Below are 14,560 nucleotides of genomic sequence, written 5' to 3' on the forward strand. Positions count from 1 at the left end.
GCATGACCAATGTCGCCCTGACCGGACTGGCCCGCGATCTCGCCAGGCGCGCCGCCGAGGGCCGCCCGGTGCGCATCGGCGTCATCGGCTCCGGCGAAATGGGCACCGACCTGGTCACGCAAGGCATGCTGATGCCCGGTATCGAGATCTGCGCCATCTCGACGCGGCGTCCGCACACGGCGCGTGACGCCATCCGCATCGCCTATGGCGACGAGGCGATGGCGGTCGAGGCCGACATGGGTTCGAAAGTCACCGCGGCGATCGAGGCCGGGAAAATCGCCATCACCTCGAACGAGATGCTGGTCACCAATCCGCTGATCGACGTCGTGATCGACGCCACCGGCAAGCCTGGTGTCGCCGCCGATTTCGACTTGAAGGCGATGGAGCACGGCAAGCACCTGGTGATGATGAATGTCGAGGCCGACGTCACGATCGGCTGCTACCTCAAGCAGCAGGCAGACCGGCTCGGCGTCGTCTATTCGGTCGGCGCCGGCGACGAGCCGTCGAGCTGCATGGAGCTGATCGAGTTTGCCTCCGCGCTCGGCTACACCATCGTCTCGGCTGGCAAGGGCAAGAACAACCCGCTCAACCACGATGCCGTTCCGGATGACTATCGCGAGGAAGCCCTTCGCCGCAACATGAACCCGCGCATGCTGGTCGAGTTCGTAGACGGCTCGAAAACCATGGTCGAGATGTGCGCCATCGCCAACGCCACCGGGCTGGTGCCCGATGTGCCGGGCATGCACGGGCCCAAGGCCGACCGCGACCAGCTGGCCAAGGTGCTGATACCGCGCGCCGATGGCGGCATCCTGTCGAAGAAGGGTGTTGTCGACTACACGATCGGCAAGGGTGTGGCGCCGGGCGTGTTCGTCATCGTCGAGGCGACGCATCCGCGCATCGTCGAGCGCATGGACGATCTGCATATCGGCCACGGCCCCTATTACAGCTTCTTCCGGCCCTACCATCTGACCTCGCTGGAAGTGCCGCTGACGGCAGCGCGTATCATGCTCTACGGCCGCCCCGACATGGTGCCGCTGCCGAAGCCGGTGGCCGAGGTCTGCGCGGTCGCCAAGCGCGATCTCGCCATGGGCGAGACCTTCGATGCCATCGGTGAGACCTGCTACCGCTCCTGGACAATGACCGTCGAAGAGGCCCGCGCCGTCAGCGCCGTCGCGGTCGGCCTGCTCGAAGGCGGCAAGGTGCTGAAGCCGGTCAGGAAGGGCGAGCTCATCACCACCGACAACGCCACACCCGACCGCACGACCAGGCTGTTTGCTTTGCGCAAGCTGCAGGATGAGATGCTGTACGGGAGCTGAGATTGGATGACAGGCCAGTCGGGCTGGCCTTGTCATGACAACTCCCTATGTTGTAGTGGCACCGAACGGAGGCTTCCAGGATGAATCTCCAGATCAGAGACCCGCGCGCCCGTGACCTCGCCCGGCAGCTTGCCGAAAAGCGAAAGATTTCAATGACCGAGGCGGTGATCGAGGCGCTCGAATCCGAGCTTCAGCGCGAACGTGAACGAGTTCCGCTGGCTGAGCGGCTGGCCGCCATATCGAACGATCTGAAGGCCAAGGCGGGAAGCGGCGGCAGGGATGTGACTAAGGATGAGATCGACGAGATGTGGGGACATTCCTGATGTTCATCGACACCTCGGTGGTGATCGCTGTCCTCGCCGGAGAGGAAGACGCCGCCGATTGGAGCCGCCGGATCGGGCAGGCCTCGATACGGATAACATCTCCGCTGGTCGTGCTCGAAGCGGCGATGCGGCTTTCGTCGAAGTTGGTGGTGGAGCCGCTCTCGCCGAAAGGGCAATAGGAGACTTCCTGCGCGAAGCCGCGATCGAGGTGGTTCCGATCGAAAGAGGTGATGCCAAGCTCGCGATCCAGGCTTTTTCGAACTATGGCAAAGGTCGCGGCCACCCGGCTCAGCTCAACCTCGCTGACTGCCTGTCATATGCCTCGGCAAAAAGCCGTGGGATGCCCTCGCTCTACAAAGGGAAAGGCTTTTCCCACACCGATCTGGCCTGATCCTACTCCCCCAGTTCCACGATTCGGTCAGCAGCTTCGTCAGCCGCTCCCGCCCAGCAGGCCAAATGCTGCCGCGGTCGCGCCATGGGGCTGTTGACCTGCTCGCGCAACACGCCTGATCATTGCGCTCGTGCTGACGACGCAGACCATCGGCTGCGATTGTATGATCCATTCATATAGTCTGTCTTTTTGATCCGGGTTTTTCAAACGATGCCGAGATGCCAATCTCCGAACGATCAGTTGAACCCCATTGAGGTTGAAATCTTGCAAACCATTTGGACAAGACGCGAAACAATGAAAACCCTTCTGGCAATGGGCATGGTTGCCATGCTTCAGCCTCTGGCTTTTGCAGCCAAGGCCGCCGCCAAGCTGGAATGGACCTATTTTCAGGCTGACGAGAAGGGTTTCCGCCGCACGCCGGTGCTGCTGACCGGTGAGAAGGAAGCCATCCTCCTCGATGGCGGATTTACGCTGTCGGATGGCCGTGCGGTCGCGGATGCGATCAAGGCGACGGGCAAGACCCTGACGACGATCTATGTCAGTTGCAGCGACCCTGACTATTATTTTGGCCTGCGTCCCGTCGCGGATGCTTTCCCCGGCGCCAAGATCATCGCGGCCGCTGCGACGGTGGCGGCCATCAAAGCCAATGTGCAAGCCAAGCTGGATGTCTGGGGCCCGCAGCTCAAGGACAATGGACCGAAGGTCCTGGCGGATGTCGTCATTCCCGAGGCATCCGATATCACCTCACTTGAAATCGAAGGAAACAAGATCGAGATCGTCACCGTCGCCGATCTGAAAGACCGGCGGTATCTCTGGGTGCCCAGCCTTGAAGCGGTGTTCGGCGGCGTGCTGATCTCGTCCGGCGTACATGTTTGGGTTGCCGACGGGCCAACCGTAGACGACCGCAAGAAATGGATTGCCGCGCTCAACGAAATCGCGTCCCGCAAACCCAACATCGTGGTGCCGTCCCATCAGGTAGCCGGTGCACCGGACGGTCTGGCGGCCGTGGAATTCACCCGCGCCTACATCGAAGCCTTCAACGAGGAAGCCGGGAAATCGAAATCCAGCGTGGAACTGATTGCGGCGATGAAGCGGCGCTATCCTGATCTTCTTGACGTCTCCTCGCTGGAACTGGGAGCAAAGGTTGCCAAGGGTGAAATGAAGTGGGGCTGATGCGGTTGGCCCGGGGCTAAGGCAGGAGCACACGGGCCACCTACAGCCCTGACGTATCGCGAACGGTTTACTTCCCCAATTCCACCGACCGCAGCCGCGCGGCTTCCACCGCCTCGGTCAGCAGCTTCGTCAGCCGGTCTTCGCCCATCAGCACGGCAAGGGCTGCTGCCGTGGTTCCGTTGGGGCTGGTCACCTGTTGGCGCAGCACGCCGGGCTCCTCGCCGCTTTCGGCGGCAAGTGCCGCAGCGCCATAGACGGTCTGCATGGCCACCAGCCTGGCGGTGTCGGCCGGCAGTCCGGCCCTCTCGGCAGCAACCGTCAGCGCTTCGATGAAGTGGAAGATGTAGGCCGGACCGGACCCGGACACCGCCGTCACCGCGTCCATCAGGCCTTCATCGTCGATCGTCGTCACCACACCGCTCGCCGACAGCAGCTCGGCAACGAAACGCCTGATGTCGTCGGTCACCAGCGGGTTGGAATAGACCACCATCATGCCCTTGCCGATCGCGGCCGGCGTGTTGGGCATGCAGCGGATAACAGGCGCGAGATGGCCGAGTATGTGCTCGAAGGTGGCGACCGGCGTGCCCGCGGCGATGCTGACGAAGGTAGTCCTGCCGTCGCCGAAGCGCTTATAGGCGGCGGTGACGTCGCGGATCACCTGCGGCTTGACGGCGATGACGACGAGGTCGGGCTCTGCGTCGGCGGGGATCCCGTTCGCGTCCGCGGCGACACTGCAACCGAGGTGCTCGGCGCGCTTGCGCAATTCGGCATTGGGCTCGACCACGAACACGGCTTGCGGGGCAAGCTTGCCGGATTTCAGCCAGCCCGCAAGCATGGCGTAACCCATATTGCCGCAACCGGCGAGAACAAGCCTGATCGTCATTGAGAGCCCTCCGAGACAAGGGTTCTCCTTAGACGCTAGCGGGCAGACGGGAAAGCCCCTCAAGGGGTGCTGGATCAGGCCAGCCGGTCAAGGTCGCCGGCGCACCGCGATCGGCCGCAGCGACACTTGCCGCAAGCCAAGCACGCCGAGCACGAAGAACAGCCACACCGGGTCGCCGCGATGGAAGAAGAAGCTTTCCAGGAACGCGTTCAGCGCCGTGAACAGCACCACCATCATGAAGAAGTCACCGAGATAGATGTTCTCCTTGCGCGGCGGGATGCGCATGTAGTCGCGCAGCGGCGCGATCACGAAAGTGTAGACGGCAACGCACAGCGCCGGGATGCCCATCAGCACCGCAATGTCGAGATAGCCGTCATGGCCATGCACGATGGTCCGGATGTCCCAGGCCCGGTCGAAAGGCTGGTCCTGGCTCAGCAGCAGCGGCGTGCCCCAGAAGCTTTCATAGCCGTAGCCGGTCCAGGGGTTCTTCGCCAGCATCTCGCCGGAGAACTCCCACAGCGTCGTGCGCCCGGTATAGGTGAGGTCGGGGAAATAGGTGGCCGCCAGCTCTTTCACCGGCGGGATGAAGACGATGCCTAAGGTACCGATGGCCGTCGCAATGATCGCCAGTGCAAACAGGATCGGCGTGCCGAACCGCATGCCGATCAGGCCCGGCAGCACGACGATCAGGATCGAGAACGGCACCAGGCCGGCCGTCGTCTTGGATCCGGTGTGCAGCATGAAGATCATCGCCGCGCCGAAGATCGCCACGCCCCAGAATTTCTGGCCGCGCCGGAAGAGATAGAGGCCGGCGAAGCTGAAGCAGGCCATGATTGGTCCGGCAATGTTCTTGTGGGCGAACACACCACGCCACAGGCCGGCATGTTCGGGCTCCTGCGAATCGGCCGTATGCAGGGCCTCATGCGGAAAGACGATGAGGCCGATATAGGACAGGCCGATAACGACGATCGCGCAGAATATGATGACTTTCGAAAAACTGTCGGCATCGCGCGGCAGCACCAGGACCGTCGCTATCGTCAGAACGCCAAGCAGCGTGAAGAAGGCCGCGCGCATGGCCGAGGACGGGTCGGTCGCGTTGATGACCGAAAGCATGAAAAAGCCGAGCATCAGAATCCAGGACGGGCTGAGCAGCGAGCGCACCACCTTGGGGTCGGCGAACGTCAGCAGTGAGAAGATCGAAATGGCGCCGAGCGAACTGAAGCCGAGCTGGTTGACGATGTCGCCGCCGTCGCCGGTCAGTTCCGCGCCTGCCGGCTGAAACGGCCGGAACGACACGATGATGACGGCAAACAACAGCGCGGCAATCGCCGTCGCCACGCCGTCGCGGGTGACGATGCCGCCCAGCAGCAGCTCGTCAGTTCTTCTCAGGCTGCCTGTATTGCTCATTGGCGTATCCGAATTCGGCAAGCACGCGGCCGAGCGAGACATAGACGGGGTAAAGCGCCGTCGACAGCGATCCTGTCCGCGCCAATTTGATTGCGCCGCGCACGGGCGAGGCTATCAGCAGCGCCAGGCTTTTTGCAAACACCTTGGCGCCGGCGAATGGCGTGCCGGCGCGCTTCTTCTTTTCGACCAGGGTCGAGATTACACCGTTGCGTAAGGATCGGGCGCGGATCCAGTCAGCCTCGACGCGCCGGGCCGGAACGCCTTCGCGCACCTTTGCCTCGGCGCACCAGCCAAGCACGAAACCTTTCTGCGCCGAGCGGCTGAGGAAGTCGGAATCGCCGCCGCCCATGAAGTTGAACCGCAGGTCGAGGAAGGGTGGCCCCATGATGGTGAGCACATTGCGCCCGACCAGAAGGTTGCCCGAGGAATAGAGTGCGGCCACGCGCCCGGTCTGGCGATAGGGCGGCGCAAACACCGGGTGCTCGGCCCATTTGGCGTGAGCAGGATCGGTAAACACCGGCACTTGCGGGCCACCGACAATGTCGGCGCCAAGCGTCTCCGCCGTCCTGCACATGCGCTCCAGCCAGTCCGCGTCGGCGATCTCGTCATCGTCGATGACCAGCAAATGGCGGAAATCCGGAAAATGCAGGATCGCCGTCTGCCAGCCAGCATTGTAGGCACTGCAATTGCCCCGCTCATGCGCGATGATGACCATGCCCTTCATATCGTCGCGTTCGAACAGCGGCACGGCCGCCTGGGCGCCCTCACGCGCCTCGGCCTCGTTTTCGATGACGATGACGGCGAAGCGCCGGCTGGTTTGCTGTGCCTTGAGCGACGCCAGCGTTTCGAGCAGCAGTTGCGGCCGCTTGAAGGTCGGCAGCGTGACGACGGCTTCCATCGTCTCTGCGGCGAGCCCCGGAGAGCGTCCCGCAATCGATACCGAACCGTCCGATGGCAAAGGGATCATCCGCTCCAGCCGCATGTTTTGAATCTGGCTTTCGATAACACCGCGACGATAACGTTTCGTTAATCACCTTTCGCAGCGGCGCCTGCCGGTCCGCGCCTTTCAGCCGTTGCGTTGCGTGATTTAATCAAGGGTTCACCCAGCTTTGCTAGTGGCTGACGCCTGGATAGGTGAGATGCATCTGCTGTTCGCCACATCGATCGTGCCCGACGGCGCTCTCGCTTCGGGCTATGAGATCGCCAATGCTGCGATCATCGCCGCCTTGCGGCGCGCCGGCGTGCGCGTCACCGTCATCGGCTTCATCTGGCCGGGCAAGGCGCCCAGCGACCCCGAAAACACCATCGTGCTCGGCGCCGTCGACGTGCGCACGGAAAGCGCCTCGGCGCGGCAGAAGCTCGCCTGGCTTGGCAAGGCGGTGCTGTCAGGGCTCACCTTCGCTTCCGTGAAGCTGCGCGCGGTTTCCGACAGCGAAGTCCGTGCCGCGATCGAGCGCGCCGGTCCCTTCGACGGTTATGTCCTGAATTCCGTGCAGTTTGCCGGCGCCTTCGAAAAACTGTTCGCCGACCGTCCCTCGATTTTCGTCGCCCACAATGTCGAACATGGTTCGGCCAAAGAGAATGCGGCGGCAGCAAACAGTCGCTTCCAGCGCCTGCTGTTTACCCGCGAGGCCAGGCTGCTCAAGACCATGGAGGAGCGGCTCTGCCGCCGGGCTCGCTTCGTCTTCACGCTGGCCGAGGAAGACCGCGCCGCACTCGGCGTTGCCAGCGACGACCGCTCGGCGGTGCTGCCGCTGGTGACCACTGCCACGGCGCCAAAGCCGGTCAAGCCGCGCCGTATCGATTGCGACGCGGCGCTGATCGGCACCTGGACCTGGCAGCCGAACCGCATCGGCCTCGACTGGTTCCTGGAAAAGGTCGTGCCGCATCTTCGCCGGAGTTTTCGCGTCAGGGTCGCCGGCAACATGCCGTCGGATATCACCTCTGCCCATCCCGGTGTCGAATTTGTCGGCCGCGTGCCCCACGCCCAGGATTTCGTGCGCGGCGCCGCCGTCATTCCACTGATCAGCACCGCGGGCAGCGGCGTTCAGCTCAAGACCATCGAAACCTTCGAACTCGGCCTGCCGTCGGTCGCCACCAGCCGTTCGCTGCGCGGCATCGATCATCGCCCGGCAAATTGTTTCATCACCGACGATCCGGCCGCCTTCGCCGGCGCGCTGGAGGCAGCTGCGGCCGATGTCAGGGATGTCAATGGCAGCGCCTTCCATCGCCGGCAGATCAAGGCACTGGATGCCGCCATCAGGCTCGGCCTGGAAAAGCTTGGGCCGGTGGGGGAGGAGGTGTTTGCATGAACATGCACACCGCCCGCGCCGCCTTCGGGCTCGATACGCTGAAGACGATCCTTGGCATTTCGGTCCTTGCCATCGGCTGGGATGACGCGATCGCGCTGCTCGCTCGTCTGATTGCCGAGCGGCGCTTTACCAAGGTCAGTTTTCTCAACGCTCACAACGCCAACATCGCCTCTACCGATCCGGTCTTTGCCGAGGCGCTCGACGATTTCCTCATCCTGCCTGACGGCGTTGGCGTCGATCTGGCGGCAAAGCTGCTCTACGGCGCGCCGTTCCCGGACAATCTCAACGGCACTGATCTCATTCCGGCCTTTCTGCAGGCATCGGCGAGGCCGCTGACCGTCGGGTTGCTTGGCGCCACCCGCGCCAACGCCGAGGCGGCGTCGGTCAGGCTGGCCGCGCTGGCGGTGCAGCACGAATTCGTCGTCATCCATGACGGCTATTTCTCCCCCGCCGAAGAGCAGGCGATCGTCGATCGCATCGAGGCATTGCGGCCCGACGTGCTGCTTGTGGCCATGGGCGTGCCGCGCCAGGAATTGTGGATCGCCCGTCATATCGATGCCCGCCACTGCACGCTGCCGATCGCCGTCGGCGCGCTGCTCGATTTTCTCTCCGGCACGGTGCCGCGGGCTCCTCTGTGGATGCGCCAGCTGAGGCTCGAATGGTTGTTCCGTCTGTGCATCGAGCCCGGCCGGCTGTGGCGCCGCTACGTCGTCGGCAATCCGGTGTTCCTGCTGCGTGTCGTCAGGCAGAAATTCTCGCGTCGGCCCGAGCCCGCCGGAGAGTTGCGGTGAACAGCCGCGTCGTGCCGAGCCCTGCAGCCGAGACCGGTGCCCTGCCGCAAACGCCGACGGCGGCGGTGGTGACCGCCAGCTATGCGCCGGATTTCGAACGCTGCCGCCTGTTGTGCGAGACCCTCGACCGCCATGTCTCCGGCGTGGCGCATCATTACATTCTGGTCGAGCACCGCGACGTGGCGCTGTTTCGCCAGTTGGAAAACGACCGCCGCAGCGTTGTCGACGAGCGCGACCTGCTACCGCGCTGGTTGCGTGTGTTCGACGATCCGATGAGCCTCTTTCGCCGTCGCATCTGGCTCAGTCTCAAGACCCAGCCGCTGCGCGGCTGGCATGTGCAGCAGCTGCGCCGCATCGCCATCGCTGCGCATGCTGGAGAAGACGTGCTGGTCTTCTGTGATTCCGACGTCGCCTTCCTCAAGCCATTCGATCTGAGCGCCTTCTGGCGCGACGGCAAGGTGCGGCTGTTCCGGCGCGACGGCGTGCTGTCGAGCGACGGTCACGACGAGCATCGCATCTGGTCGCGCAATGCGGCCTCGGCGATTGGTATCGATGCATCCGAGGTTTCGAACCACGACTATATTTCGACGCTGATCGCCTGGCGCCGTCAGACCGTTACGGCGATGTGCGCCGAGATCGAGAAGGTGCACGCGCGCGGCTGGGTCGAGGTCATCGCTTCAGTGCGCCGGTTCTCCGAATGCATGATCTATGGCCGCTATGTCGACGATGTGCTGAAGGGCGCTGGCCATTTCCACGGCTCGGAGGAATTCTGCCGCGTGCACTGGACCGGCGAGGCGCTGTCGGATGACGAATTCCGCAGCTTCGTCGCTGCCATGGCACCGGGGCAGGTGGCGATCGGCATGCAATCCTTCATCGGCACCGATATCGGCCGCATCCGCCGCTTGATCGGATTGGCTTAGACTGCCTTGGCGGGCTTGCGCAGCGCCGAATAGGTCAGCAGCGCCGAGGCGAGATAGAGCAGCAGGAAGACGACATTGAGCGATACGACAAGCCTGGGCGTGTCGGCAATCGTGGTCAGCACATAGGTCAACAGCACCGCCTTCAGCCCCGCCAGCAGGCCGAGGTTGAGCGCCCTGAGCGCGGTCTGGCCGCGCGCGAACAGCAGCTCGGCCTGGTATTCGACCAGGTTGCGCAGTCCCGGCACGCCGATTGCCAACGCCACCAAGGGCGCCGCCTCGGCGACATTCCGGCCAAGTGCATTGGGGAAGAAATGCAGCACGATGCCGAGTGCGGCCAGCGCCAATGTCGACACCAGGAACACGCCGGCTTCGATACCGCTCTTGACCCGCAGTCGCGACAACAGCTCCGGCGCCCGCATCATCTTCTGCACCAACATCATCGAGAAGGTGCGGATCGGTATTGCCGTCAGGTCGACCAGCCGCATGATGATGGCATAGATACCGGCCAGATGCGGCCCGCCGATCGCCAGCACGAGCAGCTTGTCGAATTCCGACTGCAGGTAGAACAGCACTTCGGCTCCTGCAACATAGATCGAATCGGCAAGCCGCCTGAGATAGAGCTCGGTGCGCAGCCTCAGCCGCTGGCGTGGATAATAGAAGCCGAAGGCCAGCAGCAGCGAGGCGGCGTTGGCGCCGATGTAGAACAACGACCAGATCCAGACGCTGTGCTGGCCCGATAGCATGAACAGCACGGCGCCCAGCGCGCGGAACGCCGTGGCCACGATCGACAGCACGGCGGCGCGGCCGAATTTGCCGAGCCCGTTGTTGACGATCAGCACCACCTCGACCGGCCGCCACAAAAGCGCCTCTGCAAAGACGATTGCGGCAAAGACGGCCAGCGGAACGGTGCTGGCGAAGAAGATCAGGTAGACGCCCCACGAGGCCGCCGCCAGCAGTGGTAAGGACACGGCGCCAAGCAAAAGGAAGCCGGCGGTGAAGGTGCCGATCAGATTGGGGCGGATGGTGGCTGTGCGGTAAAGCGCCGAGATGAAGCCGAAAGCGAGGATGCGCGACAGCATGACGCCGGCCGCCGAGGCGGTGGCGAACATGCCGAACTCGGCAATCGACAGCGTGTTGGCAAGTGCGATGAAATAGGCAAGCGAGAACACCAGCCGCCCGCCGGCGCCGCTGATGGCTGAAAGATAGTCGCGAAACAGCCCCCGTCTTTCGGCGAGGAAGGTGCCGATGCGGGCGAGTGTCCGCCTTTGCGGTATGTCGCTGGCCTGCGTCATATCGAGGAAAGCCGTAAGCCGGAAAGCTTAACGTGCGGTTCTGACGCCATTTTACAGATCCCGGCAATGCGTGGCGAAGCGAGAAACTTTCACTTGCAGACTTCGGAAATTAACCTTTTGTTTCCCATGCCTGTTTAGCGTGACTTAACGATTGGCCGACCGCCGCTCCCGCGCCGTCGAAGGTAAAGTTTCGAGACAATGGTCGACAGGGAAAACCGTGAAGACTGGAGGCGCGAGCGCTCCCTCCTGGCGCTCGGCAAAGCCGTGCGCGGCGATGAGGCGGCGGATGCGTCGGCGGTCTCGATCGGTGACCGGGTGGATCCGTCATGGCGCGAGGATGCCGCCACGCGTCACCGCATAGCCCGCTCGCAACGCGAGGCGCGGTCGAATCCGGCGCCAACGTCACCGCCCGAGCCGCCGCAGTTCCAGGCCGACGGCGAACCCGTTTCGGCCGCCAGCGCGCGTGAGGAGCCTGTTTCCGGCCGGGGTCAGCAGCACGCCGCCTATGAGCCCCGCTCTTTCCACGAGCAGCGACCGGACCGCGACGACGATGACGGGCAGGAATGGAAACCGCTGATCGATCCGCTCCAGGTCGTCCGCGGCATTAGTCGTTCCAAGTTGCTGATCGTCTCGGCGACGATATTGGGGACTGTGCTCGGCGTCGCCGTCGCCGTTTCGACACCGAAGAAATACGAAGCCACCACACAGATGGTCATCGAGCCAGGCGACCTGAAGCTTTCCGACAACGATCTCACCCAACCGGTCGGGCAGCCCGATGCGGCGCTGGCTGTTGTCGAAACCCGCATCAAGATGGTGACATCCGGCAAGGTCCTCGACAAGGTCGTGGCCGATCTCAATCTCGTCGACGATCCGGAATTCAACGGACAGGGCTCTGGCGGCCTTGGCGTCCTGTCGCTCATTCGGTCGATACTGTCGCGCCAGGATGGCCCTGGCGGCGGCGGTGAAGTGCGCCGCCAGGCGCTGGCGGTCGGCAATCTGGCCAAGAGCCTGTCGGTTGAGCGCAGCGGCAAGAGCTTTGTCGTTTCCATCAGCGCCACCACTCAAAGCGCCGACAAATCGGCGGAGATAGCCAATAGGACCAGGGACGTTTTCCAGCAGGAGGCGGCCCAATACCAGTTCGGGATGGCCGGGCGCGCGACGGACCAGCTGACCGCCAAGCTCGATGACCTGCGCAAGAATGTCGAGACAGCGGAGCGCAAGGTCGAGGATTTCAGGGCCACGCATGATCTCGTCGACGCGCAGGGCCATCTGATCAGCGACGACCAGATGCTGAAGCTCAACGAGCAGCTCTCAGTCACCCGAGCCCGTACGCTGGAACTCAATGCCCGGGCCGCGTCGGCGCGTTCGCTGGACGTCAATTCGGTCATCAACGGCACCTTGCCGGAAGAAATCAATTCCAACACGATGAGCGAACTGCGCGCGCAATATGCAGTTTTGAAGCAGGAGGCCGACCGCGCCGCCGTGCGTCTGGGACCGCGTCATCCCGAATACCAGGCGCTCAGTGCCCAGCTCGACGGCTCGCGCGAGCGCATCGCAGGCGAACTGCGCCGCATCGCCTCGTCGCTGCAGGTCGACTTGAAGCGCTCGGTCCAGCTTGAGCAGGATCTCGCTTCCCGCCTGGCTCAGGCAAAGGTCCAGAGCGGCGACGTCAACAGCGATCTGGTCAGCCTGCGCGAACTGGAGCGTGATGCCACGGCCAAACGCTCCGTCTACGAACAGTACCTTCTGCGCGCCAAGGAGACCGGCGAACAGCAAAACATCAACACCACCAACATCAATCTGATGACCCCCGCGCAACCGCCGCTCGAACCCAACGGACCGTCGCGGGCTGTAATAGCGATGGCCGGCCTGCTGCTCGGGCTTGCTTCGGGCATCGGTGTCGGCGCCATGCGCGGCGCCTTTGCCAGCCTGCGCGGCGCTGCCAATTCGCGTTCGCGCGGCAGAATGGACGAGCGCCGCCCTCCGGTCGAGGACAAGGTCTATCGCGCGCCGCTGCCTGCGCCGCCGCCGCCGGCAGCACCTCCGGTGTTGCCGGTCGAGACCGCTCCCGCCCGCAGCCCGGGTCTGTTCGGCGGACTGTTCTCGGCGATGCGCAAAGCCACGCCGGGTAGCGGGACGTCAGGCGATTGGCCCGTCGAGACCTACCGCGCCCAACCAGCCGCCGAATATATAAGGCCGGTGCAGGAGCCTGTGGGCTATCGCCAGCCGGACTTCCGGAACGAGGTTCCGCACGCCAATCCCCCTGCGCAGCAGCCTGGCTACGCGCAGCCTCGTCAGCCGGCTGACTATGCCTATTCGCAGGCTCAGCCGATGCCCGCGGCGTCCGGGCCGTGGTCTTCTCCGCAGCCCGCTGGGGCGGCGCCGGAAGACCAGCAGGCGCAAATCGACGATATCCGCGCCAGCCTGCGCGAATTTCGCGAAGCGGTGCGCGAACTCACCGAAAGCCGTTCGCACCGCCGCTATTTCTGAGCAATTCCAGGAAAAGTGTGAAACGGTTTTCCCGGGAAAAGCGCGTAGCGCGCTTTCCCTTGGGAATTGCGTCAAAACAAGAAATAGAGCGGTTCAGCCTTTCCGTGAAAGGATGAGTCGCTCTGAGCCCGTCAGCACAGAATAAAAGCTGCCGGTTTCGAGTTTACGGCATGTGACGGCGCTTTGACGGGATTGCTTAGGCCAAATTTCGTGACAATGCCGCGCAGCATGGCGCCCAAAAAGCGCTGCCGTCGGGCTTTACCCGAATGGGCGGAACGTTTGGAACAACGACATGCACGAAGCAACGTTCAAGGCGCGCGCCGCGCCTTGGCTGGAATGATGTCGAGGATGGTTCATGGCCGAAGTGATTGACGGAAAGATCGTCGCCGCAGACGTGGTTCAGAAGGTCAAGGCCTTGACCGAGGACCTGGTCGCCAAGGGAAAGGCCCAGCCCGGCTTAGCGGTGGTCATCGTCGGCGAGGATCCGGCAAGCCAGGTCTATGTCGCGTCGAAGTCGCGCACCGCCAAGGAATGCGGCTTTCATTCGCTGCAGCACACGCTGCCGGCCGACACGTCCGAAGCGGCACTGCTGAAGATCATCGGCGAACTCAACGCCGATCCGGCCATCAACGGCATTCTGGTGCAGCTGCCGCTTCCCGCCCATATCGATGCCGGCAAGATCATCCAGGCCATCGCACCGCAAAAGGATGTCGACGGCTTTCATTTCATCAATGTCGGCAAGCTCGGCACCGGCGAACTCGAAACAGCCTTCGTGCCCTGCACGCCGGCCGGCTCCATGCTTTTGATCGAACGCGTGCGCGGCAAGGATCTTTCCGGCCTCAACGCGGTCGTCGTCGGCCGCTCCAACATCGTCGGCAAGCCGATGGCAAATCTGTTGCTTGCCGCCAACTGCACCGTCACCATCGCCCACAGCCGCACCAAGGATCTGCCGGCACTGGCCCGCACAGCCGACATTCTGGTTGCCGCCGTCGGCCGGCCCGAAATGATCAAGGGCGACTGGGTCAAGCCCGGCGCCACCGTGATCGATGTCGGGATCAACCGCATTGCCGCACCCGAGAAGGGTGAAGGCAAAACCCGCCTCGTCGGCGATGTAGCCTATGTCGAAGCGGCCAAGGCCGCCGGCGCCATCACCCCCGTGCCCGGCGGTGTCGGACCGATGACCATTGCCATGCTGATGGCCAATACGTTAGCCTCAGCCTACCTTGCGGCCGGCTTGAAGCGGCCTTCCTTCTGACCCAGAA

14 protein-coding genes are annotated in these 14,560 nt (G+C 63.5%); 10 read left to right on the forward strand and 4 right to left on the reverse strand.

The features are described from left to right. The first annotated feature begins 2 nt into the window (after positions 1–2). From X756_RS158165 to X756_RS158155, 5 genes are all read left to right on the forward strand, one after another. Positions 3–1,316 (forward strand): NAD(P)H-dependent oxidoreductase, encoded by a 1,314-nt coding sequence (locus X756_RS158165; protein WP_023729052.1) that lies wholly within the window; start codon positions 3–5, stop codon positions 1,314–1,316. An 80-nt stretch (positions 1,317–1,396) separates the two neighbouring features. Beyond that, positions 1,397–1,639, forward strand: a complete 243-nt coding sequence (locus tag X756_RS158160; RefSeq protein WP_023729053.1) for a type II toxin-antitoxin system VapB family antitoxin — start codon at positions 1,397–1,399, stop codon at positions 1,637–1,639. Beyond that, the gene (locus X756_RS1000000170325; RefSeq protein ID WP_245261319.1) at positions 1,639–1,818 is read left to right on the forward strand and encodes a type II toxin-antitoxin system VapC family toxin; all 180 of its coding nucleotides are present in this window, start codon (positions 1,639–1,641) and stop codon (positions 1,816–1,818) included. The genes X756_RS158160 and X756_RS1000000170325 overlap by 1 nt, the downstream gene beginning before the upstream one ends. A gap of 29 nt (positions 1,819–1,847) precedes the next feature. After that, the gene (locus tag X756_RS1000000170330; RefSeq protein ID WP_280806608.1) at positions 1,848–2,030 is read left to right on the forward strand and encodes a type II toxin-antitoxin system VapC family toxin; all 183 of its coding nucleotides are present in this window, start codon (positions 1,848–1,850) and stop codon (positions 2,028–2,030) included. Positions 2,031–2,303: 273 nt separating this feature from the next. Further along, on the forward strand, positions 2,304–3,203 hold the full coding sequence (locus tag X756_RS158155; RefSeq protein ID WP_023729054.1) for an MBL fold metallo-hydrolase: 900 nt from the start codon (positions 2,304–2,306) through the stop codon (positions 3,201–3,203). Positions 3,204–3,270: 67 nt separating this feature from the next. Here the strand turns inward: X756_RS158155 and proC are convergent, their stop codons facing one another. The 3 genes from proC to X756_RS158140 form a co-directional block, all read right to left on the reverse strand. Then, positions 3,271–4,086, reverse strand: coding sequence for a pyrroline-5-carboxylate reductase (proC, locus tag X756_RS158150; protein ID WP_023692397.1), 816 nt, complete (start codon positions 4,084–4,086; stop codon positions 3,271–3,273). Between the two features lie 87 nt (positions 4,087–4,173). Then, entirely contained in the window at positions 4,174–5,493 is a 1,320-nt protein-coding gene (locus tag X756_RS158145) for an O-antigen ligase (RefSeq protein WP_023729055.1), read from the reverse strand. Then, positions 5,462–6,460 carry a glycosyltransferase gene (locus X756_RS158140; protein ID WP_023692395.1) on the reverse strand — a complete coding sequence of 333 codons (999 nt, stop codon included), beginning with the start codon at positions 6,458–6,460 and terminating at the stop codon, positions 5,462–5,464. The genes X756_RS158145 and X756_RS158140 overlap by 32 nt, the downstream gene beginning before the upstream one ends. 172 nt (positions 6,461–6,632) lie before the next feature. Here X756_RS158140 and X756_RS158135 point away from each other — a divergent pair, with 172 nt between their 5' ends. From X756_RS158135 to X756_RS158125, 3 genes are read left to right on the forward strand one after another with little or no spacing between them, the layout of a single operon-like run. Continuing rightward, the gene (locus X756_RS158135) at positions 6,633–7,805 is read left to right on the forward strand and encodes a glycosyltransferase family 4 protein (RefSeq protein ID WP_023729056.1); all 1,173 of its coding nucleotides are present in this window, start codon (positions 6,633–6,635) and stop codon (positions 7,803–7,805) included. Then, entirely contained in the window at positions 7,802–8,596 is a 795-nt protein-coding gene (locus tag X756_RS158130; RefSeq protein ID WP_023669298.1) for a WecB/TagA/CpsF family glycosyltransferase, read from the forward strand. Before X756_RS158135 ends, X756_RS158130 begins: the two co-directional genes overlap by 4 nt. After that, positions 8,593–9,516, forward strand: a complete 924-nt coding sequence (locus X756_RS158125; RefSeq protein ID WP_023729057.1) for a DUF6492 family protein — start codon at positions 8,593–8,595, stop codon at positions 9,514–9,516. The genes X756_RS158130 and X756_RS158125 overlap by 4 nt, the downstream gene beginning before the upstream one ends. On the opposite strand, the gene X756_RS158120 is transcribed toward X756_RS158125, so the two are convergent. Then, on the reverse strand, positions 9,513–10,808 hold the full coding sequence (locus tag X756_RS158120; protein WP_023729058.1) for a lipopolysaccharide biosynthesis protein: 1,296 nt from the start codon (positions 10,806–10,808) through the stop codon (positions 9,513–9,515). The two genes, X756_RS158125 and X756_RS158120, sit on opposite strands and share 4 nt — an antisense overlap. A gap of 198 nt (positions 10,809–11,006) precedes the next feature. Here X756_RS158120 and X756_RS158115 point away from each other — a divergent pair, with 198 nt between their 5' ends. Together X756_RS158115 and folD are read left to right on the forward strand one after the other, a co-directional pair. Next, positions 11,007–13,298 carry a GumC family protein gene (locus tag X756_RS158115; RefSeq protein ID WP_023729059.1) on the forward strand — a complete coding sequence of 764 codons (2,292 nt, stop codon included), beginning with the start codon at positions 11,007–11,009 and terminating at the stop codon, positions 13,296–13,298. 355 nt (positions 13,299–13,653) lie between these two features. Next, on the forward strand, positions 13,654–14,553 hold the full coding sequence (gene folD, locus X756_RS158110; RefSeq protein ID WP_023729060.1) for a bifunctional methylenetetrahydrofolate dehydrogenase/methenyltetrahydrofolate cyclohydrolase FolD: 900 nt from the start codon (positions 13,654–13,656) through the stop codon (positions 14,551–14,553). Positions 14,554–14,560: the final 7 nt, after the last annotated feature.

Origin of the sequence: Mesorhizobium sp. LNJC405B00, assembly GCF_000502615.1 — a bacterium.
GTDB lineage: Bacteria > Pseudomonadota > Alphaproteobacteria > Rhizobiales > Rhizobiaceae > Mesorhizobium.

What these genes read in the sequence shown, in the direction of transcription:
- X756_RS158120 (WP_023729058.1), bottom strand. Translation starts at nt 10,808, where the DNA reads ATGACGCAGGCCAGCGACATACCGCAAAGGCGGACACTCGCCCGCATC.
- X756_RS1000000170325 (WP_245261319.1), top strand. Translation starts at nt 1,639, where the DNA reads ATGTTCATCGACACCTCGGTGGTGATCGCTGTCCTCGCCGGAGAGGAA.
- folD (WP_023729060.1), top strand. Translation starts at nt 13,654, where the DNA reads ATGGCCGAAGTGATTGACGGAAAGATCGTCGCCGCAGACGTGGTTCAG.
- X756_RS158135 (WP_023729056.1), top strand. Translation starts at nt 6,633, where the DNA reads ATGCATCTGCTGTTCGCCACATCGATCGTGCCCGACGGCGCTCTCGCT.
- X756_RS158140 (WP_023692395.1), bottom strand. Translation starts at nt 6,460, where the DNA reads ATGATCCCTTTGCCATCGGACGGTTCGGTATCGATTGCGGGACGCTCT.
- X756_RS158130 (WP_023669298.1), top strand. Translation starts at nt 7,802, where the DNA reads ATGAACATGCACACCGCCCGCGCCGCCTTCGGGCTCGATACGCTGAAG.
- X756_RS158115 (WP_023729059.1), top strand. Translation starts at nt 11,007, where the DNA reads ATGGTCGACAGGGAAAACCGTGAAGACTGGAGGCGCGAGCGCTCCCTC.
- X756_RS158160 (WP_023729053.1), top strand. Translation starts at nt 1,397, where the DNA reads ATGAATCTCCAGATCAGAGACCCGCGCGCCCGTGACCTCGCCCGGCAG.
- X756_RS158145 (WP_023729055.1), bottom strand. Translation starts at nt 5,493, where the DNA reads ATGAGCAATACAGGCAGCCTGAGAAGAACTGACGAGCTGCTGCTGGGC.
- proC (WP_023692397.1), bottom strand. Translation starts at nt 4,086, where the DNA reads ATGACGATCAGGCTTGTTCTCGCCGGTTGCGGCAATATGGGTTACGCC.
- X756_RS158165 (WP_023729052.1), top strand. Translation starts at nt 3, where the DNA reads ATGACCAATGTCGCCCTGACCGGACTGGCCCGCGATCTCGCCAGGCGC.